Raw genomic sequence first — 22713 nt, forward strand, 5'->3', positions numbered from 1 at the left:
ATGACACTTCCTATCGCCGTGCCCTGGCTTTCCTCGCAAACCAACCAGGATCCCCGGTCGGCCACCGGTCAGCCTCTGCGGTGGGGAGTGGTGTCCACAGGCAACATCGCCAACAGCGTCTCCCAGGACCTCGCCCTGCTGGAAGATGCCGAGCTGTATGCCGTGAGTTCCCGCACCCAGGCTGCCGCGGATGCGTTCGCCCACACCCTTGGTTTCTCCAAGGGCTATGGGGACGACGACGGCGTCCCCGGCTACCAGCGTCTCTTCAACGATCCCGACGTGGACGTGGTCTATGTGGCGACGCCCCACGCTCAACATTTCCAGATTGCCGCGGCCGCTTTGAGGGCCGGGAAGCACGTGCTCTGCGAGAAAGCCCTCACCATCAACGCCCGCGAAGCCACCGAGCTGGTGAGACTGGCCCGGGAACAGAAGGTGTTCTTCATGGAAGCGGTATGGAGCCGTTTCCTGCCGAGCATGCAGCGGGCCTTTTCCATAGCTGCCTCCGGCGAACTCGGGCAGATCCAGTGGGTCAGTGCCGACCTCGGTTTCCCGGCACCTTATGATCCCGCCGCACGGATTTGGGCTCTCAATGACGGCGGCGGAGCGCTCCTGGACATCACCGTCTACCCGTTGCTCTGGGCACTGGGTACGCTGGGCTTCCCGCAGTCGGTCACCGCAATCGGCACACTCAACGAGGACGGCGTGGACAGCCAGAACGCCTTGACCCTTGGCTATGACACCGGTGCACATGCGCAACTGACGTCGTCGTTGATGGCGCACGGGCCTCGGACCGCTACGGTGGCGGGCGGGCTCGGGTTCCTGCAGACCGTTGGCTCCGTGAACAACCCCCGCGAACTGGTGATACGGATTGGTTGGGACGAGCCGCGGCGCGAGCACTTTGACGTTGTGGGCATCGGCTACACCTACGAGCTCCGGGAAGTGACCCGCTGCATCCAGCAAGGCCTGACAGAAAGCCCGGTCATGCCGCTGGAGGACTCCATCAACGTCATGCGTCTCTTTGACGGCGTGCGGTCACAGTTGGGCATCCGGTACCCGAACGACGCGCGGTGAGCCGATCGAGGCGGTGACGTCACCGAGCGTGGTGCGTCCCGCCGTCGTGAATTAACCCAGCCGTATTAACGCCCTGTGCGGGCCGGTTGCCTTGCCAGCTTGCGGTCTAGCGACAACGCACCCGGCCCCAGGAACACGAACGCTACGGAGATGGCGACGTAAACGATCAGGAGCTCGGCCGTGACACCTGACTTGTCCGTGAGCAGGGGTTTGCCCGCTTCCGTCACGAACCAGATCCCGGCGAACATGATCGCCGCCAGGAAACCGGCCACCCGGGTCAGAGCACCAAGCACCAAGAGCAGGCCGAGGCCCAGTTCGCCGGCGATCACCAGCCACGCCACAACCTCGGGCTTCTGCACGCCCATTGCGGCAACGGACGCGGCGAAGGCGGCATGCCCGGCCATGAACTTCTGGAAGCCGTGCACCATGAGGAGCGCGCCGAACACCACGCGCAGGATGGTGACTCCGCGGGCAGAGGACTTGGGGGACGGGTGAAGGAATTTCACGGGTTCCAATCTTCCATGCCTGCGTCCCCACCGCCAACCCGGCGGTGTTCTACGAGAGCAGCGCCGGGATGTCCTTCACGCCGTCAAGGATGTGGTGGTGCGGGTGTGCAGCCAAGGCCTCGCGGTCCAGCTTGCCGGTCAGGACACCCACGGCCGTGACGCCCGCGTTGTTGGCGGCGGCGAGGTCGTTCACAGTATCGCCGGCTGCGATCACGGCGCGGACGTCCTGCACGCCGGTCAGCTCCATGGCCCGGTGGATCATGTGGGGTGCCGGACGGCCAGCGGCTACTTCATCAGAACACACGACGGCGTCCAGCAGGTTATCGTCGTGGACGCTCCAGCCCAGCCGCTCAAGGAGGGGCTCGGCCACATCGCGTGAGAAACCGGTAGTCAGGGCCACCTTGACTCCCTTGCTCCGAAGATCGCGGAAGGCTTCTTCCACACCCTCCAAAGCCACTGGCGGGTTGGCGTCATAGAGCTCCACAAGCAGTTCCTTGAACCGGACAAACGCAGCGCTGATGGTGGCCGGGTCCGCAGTCCCGCCACCAGCCTGGATCAGGGCCGTGATGGCCTCAACCTTGTCGGCGCCCATCCACTCCTGCACGGCCTCGGGCGTGGTGGTCACACCGGTTTCCTCCACACAGCGGGCCAAGGCGACGTAGACGTCGCCGTGTTCGTCGATGGTGGTTCCGGCCATATCGCAGGCAACAAGCTTGATCATGGGGTGGCTCCTTCAGTGTGGATGCGGACCAGTGCGGCCCGGCGTTCCACGGTGTTGTCGATGGTGAAGTTTGTCAGTGCCGGCAGGTAGCGGTCCTCGGAGTATTCGAGGGGCTGCCCGTCGCCGGAACGGGTGATACGGCGTTCGCGCAGGAGCGGAGTGCCTTCGGGCTGCTCCAACAGTTCGGCGTCCTCGTCACTGGCTGCGACGGCGTCGATGGTGTGCCGCGCACTGTGCAGGTCCACGCCTTGCTCCTTGAGGAACGCGAAGATGGACCCGGAGTCGGTGTCGAAGTCGAAGAGCTTTCGCCCCACATCCAGGATGAACGTGGTCCGTTCGATCATGGCCGGAGCCTCGTCCAGGTAGCGGACGCGAAGGACCTCCACCACGGTGGTTCCCGGCACCAGCCCGAGTGCCTCGGCGGCTTCCGGGCTGGCTTCGCGGCGTGCGACCTCCAGCGTGCGTTGACCGGGCGTCTTGCCGATCCCGATGGCCCATTCCGTGAAGGAGTTGAAGGTGGAGAACGACTGCGACGGCACGGACCTCCGCACCATGGGGGGACGCCCCCGCCCACCCGTTACCGCGCCCTCGGAACGCAGGAAGGCGAGCGCCTGGCGAATCGGTCCGCGCGAGGTCCCGAACTCGCGGCACAGCTCCGCCTCGCTGGGCAGCTGGAAACCCGGCGGCCAGTCACCATCGGTGATCCGGCGCATGAATTCCTCACTGAGACGGACGTGGAGGGGTGCGTTCTGCTGTGTGCTCACAAGTTGATAATACAAGTCCCACAGCATGAGAACGCCGTTTTTGAGGGCCCTGAGATGAACTTGAAGTGAACTCAAATGAACAGACATTAAGTTCAGGTTAACTTGTATATACAAGTCCCGATTCAGCTTGATTCCTTTCGATCCGCCCACCAGTCTCAATGGTGTGAACAACCCAAGCACCTCCCCCACACCCATCAACAACAGCCCGGGCCAACCCACCGACGTCGTAATTGTCGGCGCTGGAATTGTTGGCCTGGCGCATGCCGCGCACGCTGTTGCCAATGGCCTGACCGTCACCATCATTGAGCGCGACCACCACGCCGCAGGCGCCTCGGTTCGTAACTTCGGCCACTGCTGCATCACAGCCCAGTCCGGTGAACTGTACGAGCTCGCCCAGACCTCCCGGAAGTACTGGCTCGAGTTCGCTGAACGTGCCGGGTTTTGGGCCTCCGAAGCCGGGGCCGTGGTCCTCGCCCGCACCGAGGCCGAAATGAAGGTCTTGCGTGAGCTCTCCGCGGTGCGCGAACCGGGACAGGTTGAGCTGCTCTCCCCCGCCGCGACGCGGGAACGGTTGGGCTCGTCGGCTTCCGTGACTGAAGAAGCGCACGACGACGGCGGTACTTCAGGCGCAGCATGGCCCGGTCTGGTAGGTGGCGCCTTCCTACGGGATGACCTCCGCGTCGACCCCCGCACCACCGTCGCAACGCTGGCCGAATGGCTCAGCCAGCAACCCGGCGTCGAACTTCACTGGAACACAGCGGCGCTGGGCTTCAGCCAGAGTCCTGCAGGCGTGACCGTCCGGACGTCGCGCGGCGAGCTCAGTGCCAAACAAGTGTTCGTGTGCGTCGGCCACGACGTCGATTACCTGTTTCCGGACCTTGCCAAGGAACACCGGATCCAGCGGTGCGCGCTGCAGATGTCACTCGCGGCCAAGCCTGCCGGCGTCGAGTTCGCACCTGCTGTCCTCACGGCCACGTCCATGCTCCGGTACCCGGCGTTCACGGATATGCCCGCAGCTGCCGCGCTCCACTCCGAGGTGTTGGAGAACCAGCCCGAACTGCTGGAGATCGGCGCCAACGTCATGTTCACCCAGCGGCCGGACGGCACCGTCATTCTGGGCGACTCGCACCACTACCACCGCACCGCCGATCCGTTCCTGGACGAAGCGGTGACCACCACCCTCAACGCCGAAATCACGGACAGGATCGGCGAGCCGCTGGAGATCATCCAGCGCTGGCAGGGCGTCTACGCGTCGTCTGACGTGGCTCCCATCCTGGTCCGTGACATCCAGCCCGGCGTCACCGTGGTCTCGGTGACCTCCGGCGTCGGCATGACCCTTTCATTCGGCCTGGCACACCGCAACGTTTCGCGCTTGTACTGATTTCCCCTTCTCCCCTCCAATCCCCTTCGCATAAGGATTCCCATGAAAACCACGCTCTTCACCGGTTCCGCGCTTGCCCTCGCCACCGTTCTGGCGCTGACGGCATGCGGCGGCGCCGCCCAGTCCTCTCCCGAGGCGACGTCGGCCACCTGCCCCAACGGTGAGATCAAGTTCGGCATCGAGCCCTACGAGGACCCTGCCAAGCTCAAGCCCGCCTACGATGTCCTGGCCGCGGCCCTGTCCAAGAAGCTCGAATGCCCGGTGAGTGTCCAGGTGGTTGAGGACTACGCCGCCGAGGTCCTGGCCATGCGCAACGGCAAGCTGGACCTCGGTCAGTTCGGCCCGCTGGGCTACGTGTTCGCCGACGCTAAGGCCGGTGCTGAGCCGCTGGTTTCCTTCGGCACGGCAGAGAAGGAACTCAGCAGCTACACCGCGGGGATCTGGGTGCCGAAGGACAGCCCCATCCAGGCCATCGGCGACCTCAAGGGCAAGTCGCTGGCTTTGGGTAGCGTTGGTTCGACGTCCGGTGACGTCCTGCCGCGCTTCGGCCTCCGTGAAGCCGGAATTGCCGATGCCGACATCAAGATGGACTACACCGGCGGCCATCCCGAGGCCCTGCTGGCCCTGACCAACGGCAAGGTGGACGCGGCCCAGATCAACTCGCAGACGCTCGCCACGGCCATTGCCGCCGGAACGTTCAAGCCGGACGACTTCCGTCAGGTCTGGACGTCCAACCCGATCCCCAACGACCCCATCACCGTTCGCGGAGACGCCGATCCCGCGTTCAAAGCCGCCGTGAAGGACGCGTTCCTGAGCCTGGTTCCCGCCGACGTAGCCAAGGTGGGCGAGTTCCTGGACGTCACCCCTCCGGGTCCCTTGCTCGAGGTCACCAAGGACAACTACACGCCGTTGTTCGAGCTCGCCGAGACCATGGGCCTCACCGAGAAGGACCTGTAATGCCTCGCGTCGGGCAGGGCCCGCTTCTCTCCGTCCAAGGCTTGCGCAAATCCTTCAACGGACGGACCGTGCTGCAGGGCGTCGACTTCTCCGTTGCAGCCGGTGAGGTGGTGGCTTTCCTGGGCGCTAACGGTTCCGGCAAGTCCACCACCCTGCGCTGCGTCATGGGCATCACTTCCCCGGACGCCGGCAGCATCAGCATCGATGGCGCCGCGCTGGAGAACCTGCAGGGCCGTGAACTGCAGCAGACGAGGCAGCGGATGGCCATGATCTTCCAGAAGATCCATTTGGTCCCCCGCCGCACGGCCTTGGACAACGTCTGCGCCGGCGCACTGTCGCGGATCCCCACCGTCCGCTCACTCAGTCCACTGCTGTTCCCCGCCGACGTTCAACAGGAAGCCCTCGACTGCCTGGACCGGGTCGGCCTCGCGGACCGCGCATTCGACCGTGTCGGCCGTTTGTCCGGCGGTCAGCAGCAGCGCGTGGCCGTAGCCCGGGCACTTTGCCAGCGGGCCGACGTCGTACTCGCCGACGAACCGGTGTCCGCATTGGATCCGCACGCTGCCGAGCAAGTCATGTCGCTGCTGCGGGAACTCGCGCATTCGGAAGGACTGGCCGTGGCCGCTGTGCTGCACCTGCCCGACCTCGCACTTCGGTACGCGGACAGGTCCATCGGCCTGCTCCAAGGCTCCATGACCTTCGACCTCCCCTCCGCAGAGGTCACGGCGGACCACCTCGATACCTTGTACGCCCCGGACAGGATCGCTTCAGACGCGATCGTTTCAGACAGGACCCAGGCAGCATGACACCCCACACCTTGACCCCGGCCGTCGCGCGACGGGGCTCTTCGGCCCAAACCCGAGTGGCACTGGTCCGCCCGAAGAAGCCGCTGCGGTGGGTCACGACGGCGGCAGTGGCTGCCGCCGTCGTCGGACTTCACGCCGTGGCCATCGAAGGGACGGACTTCAAACCCGAACTTTTGGTTGATGGCTGGCAGGGCATGGCCGCGTTCGTCGGCGACGCGTTCCCGCCGGACCTCAGCTGGGAGAAAACCCTCAAACCCGGGCTCGAAGCCACACTGGTGACGTTGTGGATCGGCCTCCTGGGGACTACGTTGTCCGTGCCGTTCGCCCTGCTCCTGGCTGCGCTGGCAGCAGAGAACACCAGCCCGCACCGGCTCGTTTACCAGGCAGCACGCGCCATCCTGTCGTTTTTCCGCGCCGTGCCGGACATTGTGTTCGCGCTGATCTTCGTCACCGCCGTCGGGCTTGGTCCGTTCGCGGGCGTGCTCGCCCTGATCTGCCACAACACGGGTGTGATGGGGAAGCTGTGGGCGGAATCGATGGAGGAGATCGACGCCGGACCCCAAGAGGCACTCCGGACCGCCGGCGCCAACCGGATCCAGCAGGTGGCCAACGCAACGCTGCCCATGGTGGTTCCGCAATTTGTTGGCCTGCTGCTCTACCGCTTCGACGTCAACGTACGGTCCTCGCTGGTGCTTGGGCTGGTGGGCGCCGGCGGCATTGGCCTGCTGATCAACCAGTCCATCAAGTCGTTCCAGTTCGACTCCATGCTCACGCACATCCTGATCGTGCTGGTGCTGATCATCGTGGTGGACCAGTTCTCCGCGTGGATCCGCAGGCGCTTGGCTGCGTAACGTCCGTAGCTAACGCAACTAGGGGGCAGAATGGGAGGTGGCCCTCTTCGGGGCCCCGGTTGGAGTCGCGGACTTTGTGGATGGAGCAGGCATGCAGGTTGACGTCGTAGTTGTTGGCGGAGGAGCCATGGGATCGGCTGCCGCGTGGCAACTCGCCCGGGCTGGTCGCTCAGTGGTTCTGTTGGAGCAGTTCGAGGCCGGGCACCACATCGGCGCCTCCCACGGCGCCACCCGCAACTTCAACACCGCTTACGCCGAGGCCGATTACCTGGACCTGCTGGCAGAGTCCAAGACGCTCTGGGACGAACTCGCGGCCGAGCACGGCGCCCCGCTCCTGGACATGGTGGGGCTGGTGAACCACGGCAACGTCCCCCGCTTACAGCAAGTGCGGGAAGCCCACGAGGCACGCGGTATCGAGAGCTACTTCATCTCCCCTGATGAAGCCGCCAACCGCTGGCTGGGCATGAACTTCGCTACCGACGTCCTCTTCGTGCCAGGCTCCGGGCGGATCCGCTCGGCTGACGCCCTGGTGGCGCTGCGGAAATCAGCGGAAGCGCACGGTGCTGTTTTCAAGTACTCGACGCCGGTCCGGGACATTCGTGTCACCGGCGGCGAATCAGCGGTGGTGGTGACGGAGGAGACGGAGTACACGGCCAGCCGCGTGGTGGTCACGGCCGGCGCCTGGACACCCAAGCTCATCGGCAAGCTCACTGATCTCCCGGCTTTGGTGGTCACCCAGGAACAGCCTGCCCACTTCACTCCCAGGGACAACACGTTGGTGTGGCCGAGCTTCAACCACAGCCCGGACCCCGATCCGAACAACGAAGCGTACGAGTACTGGTACAGCCCCGTTTACGGCATGCTCACTCCCGGCGAAGGCGTGAAGGCCGGCTGGCACGGCGTCGGCCCCGTCATGGATCCGGACGAGCGCACGTTCGAGCCCATCCCCCACCAGATGGAAGCTTTGGTGCGGTACGCAGAAGAGTGGCTTCCCGGCGTCGACCCTTCCACCGCGGTTCCCATCAGCTGCACCTACACCACCACGCCCAACGAGGACTTTGTGCTGGACCACTTCGGTCCGTTGGTTGTGGGTGCCGGCTTCTCGGGCCACGGCTTCAAGTTCACACCGGCAATCGGCCGGGTGCTGAAGGACATCGTCGACGGCGGCGTGGCACCTGAGCGGTTCCACGCGGAACGCTGAATCCTCGCTTAAAAGCAACAGGCCCGCAGGCAATGCCTGCGGGCCTGTTGCGTTATACCAGGACTACTTCAGGGTCGCGAGGACCTTGTTGAACGTAGCCGACGGGCGCATGATCTCAGCGGCCTTGGCAGCGTCCGGACGGTAGTAACCGCCCAGGTCGACGGCGGTACCCTGGACTGCGGCCAGCTCGCCGACGATTGCCTCTTCGTTGGAGGTCAGGGCTTCAGCGATTGCCGCGAAGTCCTTGGCCAACTCGGCGTCTTCGGTCTGCTTGGCCAGTTCCTGGGCCCAGTACGTGGCCAGGTAGAAGTGGCTGCCGCGGTTGTCCAGCTCGCCGACGCTGCGGCGCGGGGACTTGTTTTCCAGCAGGAACGTACCCGTGGCGCGGTCCAGCGTGTCAGCGAGGACCTGTGCGCGGGCGTTGCCGGTGGTGGTGGCAAGGTGCTCGAAGCTGACGGCCAAAGCAAGGAACTCGCCCAGGCTGTCCCAGCGGAGGTGGTTTTCCTTGACCAGCTGCTGGACGTGCTTGGGAGCGGAGCCACCGGCGCCGGTCTCGAAGAGGCCGCCACCGTTGATCAGCGGAACGATGGAGAGCATCTTGGCGCTGGTACCGAGCTCGAGGATCGGGAACAGGTCCGTGAGGTAGTCGCGGAGCACGTTACCGGTGACGGAGATGGTGTCCTCACCCTTGCGGATGCGCTCCAGCGTGAAGGCCGTGGCTTCAACCGGGGAAAGGATCTTGATCTCCAGGCCCTCGGTGTCGTGGTCCTTGAGGTACTCGTTGACCTTGGCGATGAGGTTGGCGTCGTGGGCGCGGGTCTCGTCCAGCCAGAACACAGCCGGGGTCTGGGAAGCGCGGGCACGGGTGACGGCCAGCTTGACCCAGTCGCGGACCGGGACATCCTTGGTCTGGCATGCGCGCCAGATGTCGCCCGGGAAGACCTGGTGTTCGGTGAGGACGTTGCCCTTGCTGTCCACCAGCTGAACGGTGCCGGCTGCCTGGATCTCGAAGGTCTTGTCGTGGCTGCCGTATTCTTCGGCTGCCTGTGCCATGAGGCCCACGTTGGGAACAGTGCCCATGGTGGTGGGATCGAATGCGCCGTTGGCACGGCAGTCGTCCAGCACAACCTGGTAGATACCGGCGTAGGAGCTGTCCGGGATCACCGCCAGGGTGTCGGCTTCCTTGCCGTCCGGGCCCCACATGTGGCCGGACGAACGGATCATGGCAGGCATGGAGGCGTCAACAATGATGTCCGACGGAACGTGCAAGCTGGTGATGCCCTTGTCAGAGTCCACCATGGCCAGCGCGGGACCGTCTTCGAGGCCCTTGGTGATGGCTGCCTTGACGCCATCGCGGACGTCCTCGGGCAGGTCTTCCAAGCCGCTGAGGATGGCAGCGAGGCCGTTGTTCGGGCTGATGCCTGCGGCTGCGAGCTGCTTGCCGTAGGTGTCGAACAGCTCGGAGAAGTATGCCTTGACCACGTGGCCGAAAATGATGGGGTCCGAGACCTTCATCATGGTGGCCTTCAGGTGTGCGGAGAAGAGAACGCCCTCTTCCTTCGCACGGGCAACCTGGGCCTTGAGGAACTCATCCAGGGCGTCGGCGCGGAGGACGGTAGCGTCCACAACCTCGCCGGCCAGTACGGGGAAGTCCTTCTTGAGGACCTTGGTGGTGCCGTCTTCGCGGACCAACTGGATGCTCAGGGAATCGTCGGCCTTGAGGACAACGGACTTCTCGTTGGAGCGGAAGTCGTTCTCGCCCATGGTGGCAACGTTGGTCTTCGAATCAGCGGACCAGGCACCCATGGAGTGCGGGTTCTGACGGGCGTAGTTCTTCACCGACAGTGGTGCGCGGCGGTCCGAGTTGCCTTCACGCAGCACCGGGTTAACGGCGGAACCCTTGATCTTGTCGTAACGCGAGCGGATATCCGTCTCGGTGTCCGAGGAGGGGTTGTCCGGGTAGTCCGGGAGGGCGTAGCCCTGGGCCTGGAGTTCGGCGATGGCAGCCTTGAGCTGCGGCACGGAGGCGCTGATGTTGGGCAGCTTGATGATGTTGGCTTCCGGCTGCTTTGCCAGTTCACCAAGTTCAGCAAGCGCGTTGCCCGTGCGCTGTTCTTCTGTCAGGAAATCACCGAAGACGGCGATGATGCGGCCGGCCAGCGAAATATCGCGGGTCTCCACCTCTACTCCTGCGGTCGAGGCATACGCTTCAACAATCGGCAGGAATGAGTAAGTTGCCAGCATCGGCGCTTCGTCTGTGTGGGTATAGATAATCTTGGCCATTGGTGGGGTTCTCCCTGAAAGTCTGCAGATTTCAACATCTCTAACTTACCCGAGTAGACCGTTTTGACGGCTCTTCGTGTCCGGGATCACTCTCTGCGTTACCGTCCGGGAAAGCGATTTACGCCCGACGGCGGCCTGACCGCCGCCGCTGCCTGCCGACGTCGTGCGCCGGCGGCTTTTCCTGGCACGGGTGGTTTCCGCGTAGGGTCCGGCAGGCCGATATCCCCTCAACGTGCTCTGCTACTACGTCTGGAATCTGAGCCTGTACTCGGTAGGTGTCGTGTTGAGGCGTCGTCGAAAAGCTCGGACCAGGGTATCGATCGAGCCGAGGCCGCAGACCGAAGCGATTCGCTCCAACGTCGCATCGGTGGATTCAAGGTAGCCGCGCGCCACTTCCACCCTGACGGACTCGATGTAGCTATGGGGTGTCATGCCGAGTTCGTTCTTGAAGATTCGGGTCACCTGCCTCTCGCTGATATTGGCGATGTCCGCGAGCTTCCCGATGGTGAGAGTCTGGGCAACGTTGCGCAGGATGTAATGGCGGAGGTCCTCGATACGCCTATTGGTGGAGGTCCTTGCCAACGGAACGCTGAACTGGCTCTGCCCACTAGGGCGTTTCAGATACATGACAAGCTGGCGAGCAACTCTTAAAGCGGTTTCCTCCCCCAGGTCTTCGGCTATGAGGGCAAGGGTCAGATCCAGGCAGGCGCTGATTCCGGCACCGGTCCACACTCTGCCTTGGCGGATGAAAATCGGATCTGGATCCACATCCACCAAAGGATGCTCTGCAGCAAGCTGCTCTGCCGTGGACCAGTGCGTAGTTGCACGTATGCCGTCCAACAGCCCCGCTGCGGCCAGGATATGCGCACCAACGCAGATCGACGCCACGCGATCGGCCCGCCCGGTGAGCTGCTTCACCCGATCTACAACAGCCGCGTGGACGACCGGACGGATTTGGCGGTTGGTGTCGAATTCAACGGCGCCAGGGACGATCAGCGTTTGAATACGCCTCCTGCCCAAGTCCTCGAAAGTGACATCCGGGACCACTCTGACACCTGCCCCCGTGGTCACCGGCACCAACGTTTCAGCGGCCAGGACTACTTCATAGCTGGCTGCCTCATCGTTCTCCCGTTTGGCAAGTGCAAAGACTTCGGGTGGCCCCGTGACGTCGAGCAGATCGACGTTGTCGAATAGGACGATAACTACCAGCTTCTTGATCACCAGGTTTCTTTCGGCTCAACTGCCATGTCGGTTTTTGCATGTTAGGCGTCATTGCAGAGGTGTTGCGTGCGAAGTTAGCCTATCAAATGGTCCATTTATTGGATGCATTCTGCAGATTAGGGAGAAAATGATGCCGAGAACTACGCTCCGCCAGTTGAACGGGTTGGATGAAACACCAGCACAACTTGGCGATTCGACGCTAATTCTTATCGATTATCAGAACACCTACACCACTGGTGTGATGGAGTTGGATGGCTGGGAAAACGCCTTGGAGAAAGCCGCCGAATTGCTTAAACGTGCTCGAAAGGCCGGTTCGAAGGTTATTCACGTCATTAACGACGGCGGAGATGGAACGCCTTATGACATTCGGAATGAGATTGGTCAAATCCATCCGAAGGTAGCTCCGATCGAAGGTGAGCCGGTCGTCGTGAAAAAGGCACCTAACGCTTTCCTGGACACGGACCTGGCCGAGCATGTTGATGCTGCCAGGCGGGAGAGTCTGATTATTGCAGGATTCATGACCCACATGTGCGTCGCATACACCGCTCAGGGTGCATTTCTGCGAGGCAATCAACCCACCGTCGTTGCCGACGCAAGCGCAACCCGTTCGCTGCCTGTCGCCGGCACCGAACTGGCCGCGTGCCAAGTCCACTATTCGGCGTTGGCCACGATTTCCGATCTTTATGGTGTGGTAGTTGCCACCCAGGAGGAACTGACCTAAGGTCCCACAACCAGGCGGCCGGCAGGGCGCCCCTCCAAGCGCCCTGCCACTCCCCAGTTGCCCGCCGATTCCAACCACAGAACTCCGGAGAGTGTCCCCGCAATCTTCCGGTGCCTATCAGCGCCAAGAATCCCAAGGCACACCATGTGCCTTGAATCAGGAAGAAGATTCACATGACTACACGCAGAGGCTTCATCCGAGGCGCCTCCGGCATTGGGGCAACAGCCCTAATCACCTCCGCTGTGCCGCTGTCCCAGGCGAGGGCTACGCCTACGATCGCCGGAGCTCCGAGCCTCAACGCAAAGCAAGCGATCCTGGCTGTCAATGCCGGGATGAGATCCAACTACGCTGCTTTGAAGGCGGACCTCATCAAGCACCTGTCGCCGGTGATTGTTGTGCAAAACAATGCAACTGGGGGAAAATTTACACTCATCACGAATGGAGTACGGGAGTCCGTTGAGCCCGTCCCCCAGGTATTCGAATTGGCGAAATCGATCGCCCACGTTCCCCTCGGCTGCTACTCCATTGTCGCCTCATACCTCACCGACAATGTCCCTAAAGTTGCCAATGGAGCCCGTATCGACGCGCATGACCTCAAGTTGGTTGCTTTTAACGACGACCATTCCAGAAACTGGATCCTCCCGCTTCAAGACTTTGGATCCAAACTCGAGACCGCTCGGAAAGCACTACCCGCAGCCGGTCTCGTGCCGGAGCTGCAAAAATCGTGCCACAACATCCTCACTCGAGGCATGGAGTTCATTTCCGATTCAGTGAAGAATAAGAATTTCAACGTCGCTTCGTTCCAGATATTCGCCAGCAGCGTTTACCCAGACATTCGGGTGAACATGAAATATGCCTCAGAGGCTCAAATCGCGGGCGTCAGGGATGTGATGGGGACGTGGCGCCGAAAACTTGGCGAATCAGCTTGGGCCGATTTGTACACCGTGGTGCTATCGCAATGGACAACCGCTGAGCTGAACCAGAACACCATCATCATCAAGGATCTTATGAATCCGGCCAAAATAGATACACATCTCATTGACCTTCCGGGACTGGAAACGCCCGCCGATCCCGTGGCAGTGGCATTGGATAACCTGGCGCGAATCGTTCAAGACAACATTGCCGCCGAGCTCGTCTTTTCGCAGGACCCCACCGTTGCAGACGCCCTCAAGGGCAAGCAAGACCTACTCTCGGAAGAGATTCTTGCTCAACTGGGAACAGGCACTCCCGCAAAACCTGCCCTGCCGGGTTACAACACCACCACCAAGGGCATCTGCCCGGTCAAGAAATAGTCGGCGGTCAGTGACCAACTGAATCGCTGGGGCCGGGCCACCTCCACGAGGAGTGGCCTGGCCCCGTGAGGTGAGCTCGTGTCACCACGCAACGCTGCCACTCGACAAGAAGTGACAGCCAATTATCACAAACTATGAAACATCTCTTTACAAACTTGTCATACGTTGGGTACCTTCAATCACGTCAGTCGGCGGTCGCCATCACTGGCCGCCTCACTCCCTCGATAGGTAGGAACAACGTGACAAAAACCAAGACCCTGGCCACAAGCCTGCTGAGTCTGTCCGCTGCCGCAATCCTGGCGCTGGTTGGAACCACCAGCGCCAACGCGGCTCCGGTAAACACCACAGACTCCAGCGGCGCTGCGGTCAGCAGCCATGTAGTGTCGGACGCCGGCGCTGCAGACTACTGGACACCCGAACGCATGAAGAATGCCAAGTCCGGCGAAATCCTAGCCGCCAAAGCACTGGAACGCGGCAAGCTCCTCAACCTCGGCAAAGCCCCGGTCACTGAAGCCCCGGGCGCCATCAGCAGCATCGCCGGACAGCCGGCAGCAACCGACTCCAAAACCATCGATCGGAAGGTGAACCAGAGCGAAACGCCGGTCAAGCACATCGGCAAGATCTTCTTCACCCTGGGCGGCTCCAACTACGTCTGCTCAGGCAACTCCGTCACCGCAGCCAACAAGAGCACCGTGTCTACCGCCGGACACTGCCTCAACGAAGGCCCCGGCGCTTACGCCACCAACTTCGTCTTCGTTCCCGCCTACCTCAACGGTGCAGCACCCTACGGGAAGTGGACGGCAAAGGCGCTGTACGCCCCCACCCAGTGGGCCTCCAACGGCAACATGCAGTACGACACCGCCTTCGCCGTCATGAACACCCTCAACGGCCAGAAGCTTGCCGACGTGGTTGGTTCCTCAGGCGTCCAGTTCAATGCCGCCCGCGGCCTGAGCTACAAGGCCTTTGGCTACCCGGCAGGCTCGCCCTTCAACGGCGAATCGCTCAAGAGCTGCTCCGGCACCGCCACCAACGATCCCTACAACCCGCAGTTCAACAGCCAGGGCATCCCTTGCAACATGACCGGTGGTTCCTCGGGCGGTCCGTGGTTCATCGGCACCAGCTCCTCCGGCTACCAGAACTCCGTGAACAGCTACGGATACGGCAGCAACTCCACCTCCATGTACGGCCCGTACTGGGGCACCGTGATCCAGTCCACGTACAACACTGCTGCGGCGGCTTCATAACCGAAACAGCAAGTCCCTGTTAAATACGACGGCGGCCGTCCCCTACCGGGGGCGGCCGCCGTTGCGTTGTGGTGCTTGGGCCCGTCGGGCTACCTCTTCTAGTGGAAGAAGTGGCGTGCGCCCGTGAAGTACATCGTGATGCCGGCAGCGTTGGCTGCGGCGATGACTTCCTCGTCACGGACGGAACCGCCCGGCTGGACGACGGCGCGGACGCCTGCGTCGATCAGGATCTGCAGGCCATCAGCGAACGGGAAGAACGCGTCCGAGGAAGCAACGGCACCGCGTGCACGCTCAGGTGCGTCGCCGCCGCTGGCGTTTGACGCGCCGCCCGCACCTTCGACGTCGGACTCCACCTTCACGCCCAGCGTGTTGGCGCGCTCGACGGCCAGGCGGCAGGAGTCCAGGCGGTTGACCTGGCCCATGCCGATGCCCACGGCTGCACCGTGGTTGGCGATCAGGATGGCGTTCGACTTGGCAGCGCGGCAAGCAGTCCATGCGAAGGCGAGGTCCGCGAGGGTTGCGTCGTCGGCGGCTTCGCCGGCTGCGAGGGTCCAGTTGGCGGGGTTGTCGCCGTCGGCGTCCACCTTGTCGCTCATCTGGACAAGGACGCCACCGGAAACCTGGCGCATCTCGGAGGGGTAGCGGCCGTAGCCCTCGGGCAGGGCGAGGAGGCGGATGTTCTTCTTCTTGGAGAGGATCTCCACGGCTTCGGGCTCGAAGTCCGGGGCGATGACAACCTCGGTGAAGATGTCGGCGACCGTGCGGGCCATGCCTGCAGTGACGGTGCGGTTCGCGGCGATCACGCCACCGAAAGCGGAGACGGGGTCGCAGGCGTGGGCCTTGGCGTGGGCATCGGCGATCGGGTCTGCAGCGTCGGCGGAACCAACAGCTACGCCGCACGGGTTGGCGTGCTTGATGATCGCGACCGCGGGCTCCGCGAAGTCGAAGGCAGCGCGGAGGGCGGCATCGGCGTCGACGAAGTTGTTGTAACTCATGGCCTTGCCGTGCAACTGGTCGGCCTGGGCGATACCGGCGGGGGCAGCCTTGTCCACGTACAGTGCGGCCTGCTGGTGCGGGTTTTCGCCGTAACGGAGGACCTCTGAGCGTTCCAGGGACAGGCCGGCGTAGGCGGGCCAGTCGATGATGCCGTCGCCGTCTTCGTCCAGGAACTGGCTGGCAGTCCATGAAGCAACAGCGTTGTCGTAGCTCGCGGTGTGCGCGAAGGCCTTGGCGGCAAGGCGGCGGCGGGTGTTCAGGTCGAAACCGCCGTGAGCGGCGGCGTCGACTACTGCGCCGTAGAAGTTGGGGTCCGTGACGATGGCGACGGCGGCGTGGTTCTTCGCAGCCGAACGCACCATGGCGGGGCCTCCGATGTCGATCTGCTCAACGACGTCATCCTGTGCTGCGCCGGACTTCACGGTCTCGACGAACGGGTACAGGTTCACCACCACGAGGTCGAACGTTTCGATCTCCATACCGGCCAGGGTGTCCATGTGGGCCGGGACGCGGCGGTCGGCCAGGATGCCGCCGTGCACGCGCGGGTGCAGGGTCTTGACGCGGCCGTCCAGCATTTCCGGGGAGCCGGTGACTTCTTCGACTTCCTTCACCGGGATGCCTGCGGCGGCGATCTTCTTGGCGGTGGAGCCGGTGGAAACAATGGCGACGCCTGCTGCATGCAGGCCCTTCGCGAGCTCCTCCAGTCCCGTCTTGTCGTAAACCGAGATCAGTGCACGGCGGATGGGAACACGGTCAAGCTGCGTCAAGCTCACAAAAGTCTCCGTCTTAGTTCGCGTAGATGTCGCGGGTGGTGGGATACGGAGAGTTTATCGTGTTTCGTTGCCGCCCCGGTTTTACGTCCTCGTGGCCCCTGCGTTGCGAGGCCCGCTCTGCACCCTCAACCCACCCCATTCCCTGCACACCAGGCCCCACAAATTGCGCCCCAGCGTTGCGAGGCCCGCTCTGCACCCACAACCCACCCCATTCCCTGCACACCAGGCCCCACAAATTGCGCCCCTGCGTTGCGAGGCCCGCTCTGCACCCACAGCCGTGCGCGAATTACGACGCCGGGCCTCGCCACCCGCGCGACACCAACGCGTCGCGCACCTTACGTTCAGCGTTAGCCCATCCACCTTTCATCTGGACATCGGAGAATCTGAGCACGATCCAGCCCATAGCTCGAAGCCGGTCGTCACGTTCGATGTCCTTACCCCACTGCACGGGGTCGGAGCGATGATGGTCACCCTCATACTCCATGGCAATTTTGTACTCCTTGTACTGGAGGTCCGGCGTGGATATGTACCTACCGTGTTCATCGAAGACGGGCTGTGTGACCGCTGGCTCCGGCAGTCCGGCGTCGACGATTTTCAACCGCAGCCGGGATTCCTGCGGAGAGTCGACCCCAACGCGCAGCAGCGGCAGAATCTCCCGGGCCATCCTGATTCCCTTGACCTTGGGTCGTCGGTCAATGACTTCCTGGATCGCCTCGATCGAGGACAACGGATTCTCCCGGGCCAACAGAAAGTCTCCGGCGGCCACAAGCGAAGACCGCCCCATGTGCCGCGCCAGATCCATCCAGGTCCACTCCGGCGAAGTCAGTTGGATCCCGTTAACCACGTGAACATCCCTGGCCAAGAGCGGAGCCCGATGCCCGACCACACCGCGACGCTTGACCCGCCCAATTTCGTGTCGTCGCGTCACATGAATAACGCCGTTCTTGGCCTCCTCCTCCAGATATATCGGAAGCGGGATCGACCAGAGGAGCGCAGAGGTCACGTGGCTGGCCGCGCATCTGGGAGTGACGGCCGTGTGCAGCCGTGCAAGTAGCGGCACGTTGGGGCTATCGCTCCGGCTCACCCGGATTCCGCGGCTGGGTGTGACGAGACTTGCCGATTGCAGCCTCCCGCGTGGCACGCCAGCCGCGTACGCATCGCTGACAAGGAAGCCTTCCGGGTCGATCTCCGACGGCAGTGGCATGGGTTTCCGCATGGGACCATGCTTGCCGGAAACGGTCAGCGGCGTTGCGTTATCCACAGATTTGGCCCCTGAGAGGCGCTGCGACTATTCCTCCACAGAAGTTGCGCGCGCGTTGCGAGGCCCGCTCCGCACGCTTAGCGCAAGCCATACCCTGCGGATCAGGCCTCGCAACAGAGAGCCCACCCACTGAGAGGCCCGCTCCGCACGCTAAGCGCAAGCCATACCCTGCGGATCAGGCCTCGCAACAGAGAGCCCACCCACTGAGAGGCCCGCTCCGCACGCTAAACGCAAGCCATACCCTGCAGATCAGGCCTCGCAACATAGGGTTGATCCATGGAAGCCACCGAGGTTGTTCTTGCTGCCGATGTAGGGAAGAGCCGTTGCCGCGTAGAGTTGCGCAGCGGTACGGAGTTGCTGGGTGCCGCCGACCAGCATGGTTTCCCCGGGGTGCACGTGGATAACGGGCCTACCCTCGCGTTCGAACTCCTCCTCGAGACGGTCAGCTTGTTGCCGCCAGGGCTTCCCGTCGGTGCGATCACCAGCGTTGGTGCGGCCGTGGCAGGCGTCGAAGCATCCGCGGAGAAGTCGCAGGAACTCGCCACCATGTTGGCTCAAAGGTTCAGCGTGCCTGCGGCGGTCCTCTCCGATGCCACGGCCGCCCAACTCGGCGCGCTCCAAGGCGCCCCCGGTACCACGCTGATCGTGGGCACAGGTGCCGTGGCCTTCCGCTTCGATGAGGCCGGTGTGCTGCACCGGGCTGACGGCTGGGGACCCTACCTTGGTGATCGCGGCAGCGGTCGATGGATCGGTCAGCAGGGACTCCAGGCAGTTCTTGAAGCGCACGACGGCGGCCCTGCTACGTCGTTGTCAGCCGCGGCTGGCGCTCTGGTGGACTCGGCGGAAATGCTTCCCGGGTGGCTCGCCGCGAACGAGAACCCCTACCGGGCAATGGCCCGCTTCGCGCCGCTGGTTCTGCACGCAGCGGAGGCGGGTGACGCCGTCGCACATGACATCATCGGCGAGGCTTGCCGCATCCTGACCCACACGGTGAAGCTTGCATCCGGCGGCGACGAGGGCGGCACACCCCGCGTGGCGATGCTGGGTGGTGTGGTGGGATCGGACTTCTTCGCGGCGCTCTTGCGGAAGTCCCTCGCTTCGGCTGGGATTGAGGTGGTGGCCCCGCTCGGCGATGGCTTGGACGGTGCTGCCCTCGCTGCGACGCGCCGCGGGCTCATCCAGGAAAGGTACATCCACCGTGACGGAACAAACTGGCCCGACTAGCCCCACTGACGCGGACAAACTCGCGGGCCTGCGCACGGAACTCGCCGGATTGCAGACCGAGGCCACAGCCGAGGGGTTGGACAATCTGGACATCCTGGGCACCGAAGAACTCGTTGCCGCCATGCTTGCCCACAGTGCAGGAGTACATGCTGCCGTTGAGGCCGCGAGTCCCGCCATTGTTCAAACGGTCGACGCCGTTGCGAAGCGACTCCAGCGCGGGGGCCGCCTTTTGTATGTGGGAGCCGGAACGGCCGGACGTCTGGGTGTGCTCGACGCGAGCGAGTGCCCGCCGACGTTCGGCACCCCGCCGGGACTCGTCGTCGGACTTATTGCCGGCGGTGTACAGGCCATCCAGAAGCCGGTGGAGTACGCGGAAGACAACGCTACGGCGGGCGCACGCGACCTGCACGATATCAACGTGACCGAAGCCGACGCCGTCGTGGGTATTACAGCCTCGGGCCGGACGCCTTACGTGATCGGTGCGCTGGAAGAAGCACGGAAGCGGGGCGCGTTTACGGCGTCGCTGGCGTGCAACAAGGGCTCGGCGGTGAGTCATCTGGCGGATGCCGCGATTGAGGTGGTTGTGGGTCCGGAGTTCATCGCAGGTTCCACCAGGCTGAACTCCGGCACGGCCCAGAAACTTGTCCTCAACATGATCAGCACGTTGGTGATGGTCAAGCTCGGCAAGACGTACGGGAACCTCATGGTGGATCTGCGTGCCACAAACGAGAAGCTGCTGGCGCGCTCACAACGGACGGTTCAGCACGCCACCGGCGTGTCCGCCCAGGAAGCTGCCACGGCTTTGGACTCTGTGAGTGGTTCGGTTAAAGCGGCCATTTTGGTGCTCCTGACAGGCATCGAGGCTGGTCAGGCCAAGGGCGCTTTGGAAGAAGCCGGCGGTTTCCTGCGGAGGGCCATCGAGAACCAGAAGTAACGCGGACGGCGGTGCTCGCCCCAGCGCATAAAGTTGCTTGCAGGAGGGCAAATGAATACATACACAGCCGTGCCCAGCGGCGAACAAGTTGTGCAGGAATTGCCATGGCGGTGGAAAGTCCAAGGCAGGATTTTCCTGATCGGCGGGCTCGGCTTCATGTTCGACGCCTGGGATGTGACGCTCAACGGCATCCTGATTCCGCTGCTGTCCAAGCACTGGTCGCTGCAACCGGCTGATGCCGCGTGGATCGGCACGGCCAACCTGATCGGCATGGCGGTGGGTGCATTCGCATGGGGAACCATCGCGGACACCATCGGGCGCAAGAAGGCGTTCACTGCCACCCTCCTGATTTTCAGCATCTTCACGGTTCTGGGTGCATTCGCCCCGGACATCGTGTGGTTCTGCCTCTTCCGCTTCATGGCCGGCTTCGGCCTGGGGGGCTGCATTCCCGTGGATTATGCGCTGGTGGGTGAGTTCACGCCCCGCAAGCAAAGGGGCAAGGTGCTCACGGCCATGGATGGGTGGTGGCCGATCGGCGCCGCGCTCTGTGGATTCATCTCCGCCGGACTGGTTGCCGTTTTTGGCGACTGGCGGCTCACCATGCTGATCATGGTGCTGCCCGCGTTGTTGGTCTTCTGGGTTCGACGTTCGGTTCCGGAGTCGCCGCTGTTCCTGATCCGTGCGGGCCGCCGTGCTGAAGCTGCGGCGGTGATCGACGGTTTGGTCGAGGCCACCGGCGCCGAGCCCCGCGCGTACAGCCTGCCCGAACCGCAGGCCGCGCCGCGCCTCTCCCCCGGCAGCGCGTGGGCCCAGTTGCGCCGGATTTGGCAGTTCAACTGGAAGATCACCACGGCGGCCTGGGCCCTGTTCTTCAGCATTCTGTTGGTCTATTACTTGTCCCTGACGTGGATGCCCCGGATCCTCATCGGTGCCGGATTCGAGGAGTACAAGGCGTTCGTCACGACGGCGAGCATGGCCGCCGTCGGACTTTTAGGCGTGGTGGTGGCAGCGCTGCTGGTGGAGCGTGTGGGCCGCAAGTGGATCCTGGCCATCACCGGCCCACTGTCCGCCTTGACTCTTGTGATCGTGGCCTTTGTGGTGGATGTGCCGTCGGCTGCTGTGTTCTGGCTGCTGGTGTTCGGCTTCGTGGTCCAGGTGGCCATCCCGGTGCTTTATGCGTACGTGTCCGAGCTATATCCCACTGAACTTCGCGGTTCCGGCTTCGGCTGGGCTTCGACGTTCTCCCGCATCGGGGCAGGCTTAGGTCCGCTGGTGTTTGCCTCGTTCTTCTGGCCGGAGTTCGGGTTGGCGCAGTCGTTCGCTATGGCCGGTGGTCTGGTGCTGCTGTCCGTGCTGTGGATGGCGTTCTTCGCCCCGGAAACGAAGCAGCGCGAACTCTCCTAACCCAACTGAGCCGCATTAGTGGTTGTTCCCAGCCCTGGGAACACCCACTAATGCCAGCTAGTTAGGTGCCGCGGCGAGGTCCGCCAGGGTCTGGACCAGGAGGCGGCGCTCCACTACCTTGATGCGCTCGTGGAGGGTTTCTTCTGAGTCCTCGGGAAGAACGGTCACGGCTTCCTGGGCAATGATGGGGCCTGTGTCCACGCCGGCGTCGGCCCAGTGGACGGTGCACCCGGTGACCTTCACGCCGTACGCGATTGCGTCGCGCACTCCGTGGGCGCCCGGGAACGACGGTAGCAGCGCGGGGTGGGTGTTGACGTACTTGCCACCGAAAGCGTTGATGAAGTCCTCGCTGACGATCCTCATGAAACCGGAAGAAACCACCACGTCGGGCTTATAGGACAGGACCTTGTCGCGCAAGGCGGAATCCCACTCGGCGCGGGTTTCGAAAGAGTTGAAGTTGACCACGAAGGTCTCAATGCCGGCCTCGTCGGAGCGCTCCACACCGTACGTATCGGGCCGATCGGCGCCCACAGCAGCGATCTCGACATCCAGTTCACCCGACTTCACGGCGTCGATGACTGCCTGAAGATTTGAACCGGTACCGGAGACGAGGACAACAATGCGCATTGCACTAGCTTATGGGCGGCTCGCGTAGGCTGGAAAACATGAATCCCGACGTCGGTCCCAGGCCGAGCCAGCAACCCCGCTCCGAGGCCGAAAAGTCCGCCCTCGGCGTGACCCAGAACCTTTTCCGCGCTTTCCTTTTGACGGCTTTGGGCGCGTTCTTCGTGTTCTCCCTGAACGTGAATTATGTGTGGTTGAGCGCCATCCTGACACTTGCAGGCTTGGTGTTGGGCATCGTCGTTTTAGTACGGACGCTCAAGCACAAGCACCCGAAGCTGATGCTTTTCGGCACCATCTCGGGCCTGGTTGTCACGGCCGTCATGTGCCTCCTGATCCTGACGTCCGCGCTCTTCTTCAACCAAGTCAGCACCTACCAGGACTGCTCACGCTCGGCGCTCACGGAGTCCGCCAAGACACAGTGCCTCACGCAGCTCGAGAACTCGATGCCGGGACCGATGCGGTAACACCGTTGCGATAA

Annotated in this window: 21 protein-coding genes; 13 read left to right on the forward strand and 8 right to left on the reverse strand. The window is 63.2% G+C overall.

Going from position 1 to position 22713, the window contains the following annotated elements; genetic code table 11:
- Nucleotides 1-1071 (forward strand): Gfo/Idh/MocA family protein, encoded by a 1071-nt coding sequence (locus tag J3A64_RS12180; protein ID WP_210064390.1) that lies wholly within the window; start codon nt 1-3, stop codon nt 1069-1071.
- 65 nt (nt 1072-1136) lie between these two features.
- Here J3A64_RS12180 and J3A64_RS12185 read toward each other — a convergent pair whose 3' ends face one another.
- Genes J3A64_RS12185 through J3A64_RS12195 form a run of 3 tightly spaced genes read right to left on the reverse strand, consistent with a single transcriptional unit; the run spans nt 1137 to nt 3062 of the window.
- Complete coding sequence (locus J3A64_RS12185) at nt 1137-1577, reverse strand: DoxX family protein (protein ID WP_014921055.1); 441 nt, start codon at nt 1575-1577, stop codon at nt 1137-1139.
- Between the two features lie 49 nt (nt 1578-1626).
- A complete protein-coding gene (locus J3A64_RS12190; protein WP_011773941.1) occupies nt 1627-2298 on the reverse strand; it encodes a phosphonatase-like hydrolase in 672 nt (223 codons plus the stop codon).
- On the reverse strand, nt 2295-3062 hold the full coding sequence (locus J3A64_RS12195; RefSeq protein ID WP_011773940.1) for a GntR family transcriptional regulator: 768 nt from the start codon (nt 3060-3062) through the stop codon (nt 2295-2297). The genes J3A64_RS12190 and J3A64_RS12195 overlap by 4 nt, the downstream gene beginning before the upstream one ends.
- A 163-nt stretch (nt 3063-3225) precedes the next feature.
- Here J3A64_RS12195 and J3A64_RS12200 point away from each other — a divergent pair, with 163 nt between their 5' ends.
- The 5 genes from J3A64_RS12200 to J3A64_RS12220 all read left to right on the forward strand — a co-directional run bounded on the left by J3A64_RS12200 (nt 3226) and on the right by J3A64_RS12220 (nt 8258).
- Nucleotides 3226-4443, forward strand: a complete 1218-nt coding sequence (locus J3A64_RS12200; protein ID WP_307807190.1) for a TIGR03364 family FAD-dependent oxidoreductase — start codon at nt 3226-3228, stop codon at nt 4441-4443.
- A gap of 42 nt (nt 4444-4485) precedes the next feature.
- Nucleotides 4486-5400, forward strand: coding sequence for a phosphate/phosphite/phosphonate ABC transporter substrate-binding protein (locus tag J3A64_RS12205; protein WP_210064392.1), 915 nt, complete (start codon nt 4486-4488; stop codon nt 5398-5400).
- Nucleotides 5400-6206 (forward strand): phosphonate ABC transporter ATP-binding protein, encoded by an 807-nt coding sequence (locus J3A64_RS12210; protein WP_210064393.1) that lies wholly within the window; start codon nt 5400-5402, stop codon nt 6204-6206. Before J3A64_RS12205 ends, J3A64_RS12210 begins: the two co-directional genes overlap by 1 nt.
- On the forward strand, nt 6203-7057 hold the full coding sequence (phnE, locus tag J3A64_RS12215; protein ID WP_210064394.1) for a phosphonate ABC transporter, permease protein PhnE: 855 nt from the start codon (nt 6203-6205) through the stop codon (nt 7055-7057). Before J3A64_RS12210 ends, phnE begins: the two co-directional genes overlap by 4 nt.
- A 91-nt stretch (nt 7058-7148) precedes the next feature.
- Nucleotides 7149-8258, forward strand: coding sequence for an FAD-dependent oxidoreductase (locus J3A64_RS12220; protein ID WP_014921049.1), 1110 nt, complete (start codon nt 7149-7151; stop codon nt 8256-8258).
- 63 nt (nt 8259-8321) lie between these two features.
- Here the strand turns inward: J3A64_RS12220 and J3A64_RS12225 are convergent, their stop codons facing one another.
- Both J3A64_RS12225 and J3A64_RS12230 read right to left on the reverse strand, forming a co-directional pair.
- Nucleotides 8322-10541: an NADP-dependent isocitrate dehydrogenase gene (locus J3A64_RS12225; RefSeq protein WP_210064395.1), complete on the reverse strand. Its 2220-nt coding sequence runs from the start codon at nt 10539-10541 to the stop codon at nt 8322-8324.
- A gap of 243 nt (nt 10542-10784) precedes the next feature.
- Nucleotides 10785-11762, reverse strand: a complete 978-nt coding sequence (locus J3A64_RS12230) for a GlxA family transcriptional regulator (RefSeq protein ID WP_014921047.1) — start codon at nt 11760-11762, stop codon at nt 10785-10787.
- A gap of 154 nt (nt 11763-11916) precedes the next feature.
- On the opposite strand from J3A64_RS12230, the gene J3A64_RS12235 reads away from it, so the two are divergent.
- The 3 genes from J3A64_RS12235 to J3A64_RS12245 all read left to right on the forward strand — a co-directional run bounded on the left by J3A64_RS12235 (nt 11917) and on the right by J3A64_RS12245 (nt 15019).
- Nucleotides 11917-12483, forward strand: a complete 567-nt coding sequence (locus tag J3A64_RS12235) for a cysteine hydrolase family protein (protein WP_286176288.1) — start codon at nt 11917-11919, stop codon at nt 12481-12483.
- Between the two features lie 332 nt (nt 12484-12815).
- Nucleotides 12816-13775, forward strand: a complete 960-nt coding sequence (locus J3A64_RS12240) for a hypothetical protein (RefSeq protein WP_051025057.1) — start codon at nt 12816-12818, stop codon at nt 13773-13775.
- Nucleotides 13776-13909: 134 nt separating this feature from the next.
- On the forward strand, nt 13910-15019 hold the full coding sequence (locus J3A64_RS12245; RefSeq protein ID WP_210064397.1) for a serine protease: 1110 nt from the start codon (nt 13910-13912) through the stop codon (nt 15017-15019).
- Nucleotides 15020-15117: 98 nt separating this feature from the next.
- Here J3A64_RS12245 and purH read toward each other — a convergent pair whose 3' ends face one another.
- Both purH and J3A64_RS12255 read right to left on the reverse strand, forming a co-directional pair.
- Nucleotides 15118-16788, reverse strand: a complete 1671-nt coding sequence (gene purH, locus J3A64_RS12250; protein ID WP_011773931.1) for a bifunctional phosphoribosylaminoimidazolecarboxamide formyltransferase/IMP cyclohydrolase — start codon at nt 16786-16788, stop codon at nt 15118-15120.
- Between the two features lie 286 nt (nt 16789-17074).
- The gene (locus J3A64_RS12255) at nt 17075-18049 is read right to left on the reverse strand and encodes an endonuclease domain-containing protein (RefSeq protein ID WP_210064398.1); all 975 of its coding nucleotides are present in this window, start codon (nt 18047-18049) and stop codon (nt 17075-17077) included.
- Nucleotides 18050-18325: 276 nt separating this feature from the next.
- On the opposite strand from J3A64_RS12255, the gene J3A64_RS12260 reads away from it, so the two are divergent.
- Genes J3A64_RS12260 through J3A64_RS12270 form a run of 3 tightly spaced genes read left to right on the forward strand, consistent with a single transcriptional unit; the run spans nt 18326 to nt 21611 of the window.
- The gene (locus J3A64_RS12260) at nt 18326-19273 is read left to right on the forward strand and encodes an N-acetylglucosamine kinase (RefSeq protein WP_210064399.1); all 948 of its coding nucleotides are present in this window, start codon (nt 18326-18328) and stop codon (nt 19271-19273) included.
- Nucleotides 19248-20207, forward strand: coding sequence for an N-acetylmuramic acid 6-phosphate etherase (murQ, locus tag J3A64_RS12265; protein ID WP_210064400.1), 960 nt, complete (start codon nt 19248-19250; stop codon nt 20205-20207). Before J3A64_RS12260 ends, murQ begins: the two co-directional genes overlap by 26 nt.
- Nucleotides 20208-20258: 51 nt before the next feature.
- The gene (locus J3A64_RS12270; protein ID WP_210064401.1) at nt 20259-21611 is read left to right on the forward strand and encodes an MFS transporter; all 1353 of its coding nucleotides are present in this window, start codon (nt 20259-20261) and stop codon (nt 21609-21611) included.
- A 57-nt stretch (nt 21612-21668) separates the two neighbouring features.
- Here the strand turns inward: J3A64_RS12270 and purN are convergent, their stop codons facing one another.
- The gene (gene purN, locus J3A64_RS12275; RefSeq protein ID WP_014921038.1) at nt 21669-22238 is read right to left on the reverse strand and encodes a phosphoribosylglycinamide formyltransferase; all 570 of its coding nucleotides are present in this window, start codon (nt 22236-22238) and stop codon (nt 21669-21671) included.
- 11 nt (nt 22239-22249) lie between these two features.
- On the opposite strand from purN, the gene J3A64_RS12280 reads away from it, so the two are divergent.
- The gene (locus tag J3A64_RS12280) at nt 22250-22699 is read left to right on the forward strand and encodes a hypothetical protein (protein ID WP_210064402.1); all 450 of its coding nucleotides are present in this window, start codon (nt 22250-22252) and stop codon (nt 22697-22699) included.
- Nucleotides 22700-22713: the final 14 nt, after the last annotated feature.

Origin of the sequence: Pseudarthrobacter sp. PvP004 (assembly GCF_017876035.1) — a bacterium.
Taxonomy (GTDB): Bacteria; Actinomycetota; Actinomycetes; order Actinomycetales; family Micrococcaceae; genus Arthrobacter; species Arthrobacter aurescens_A.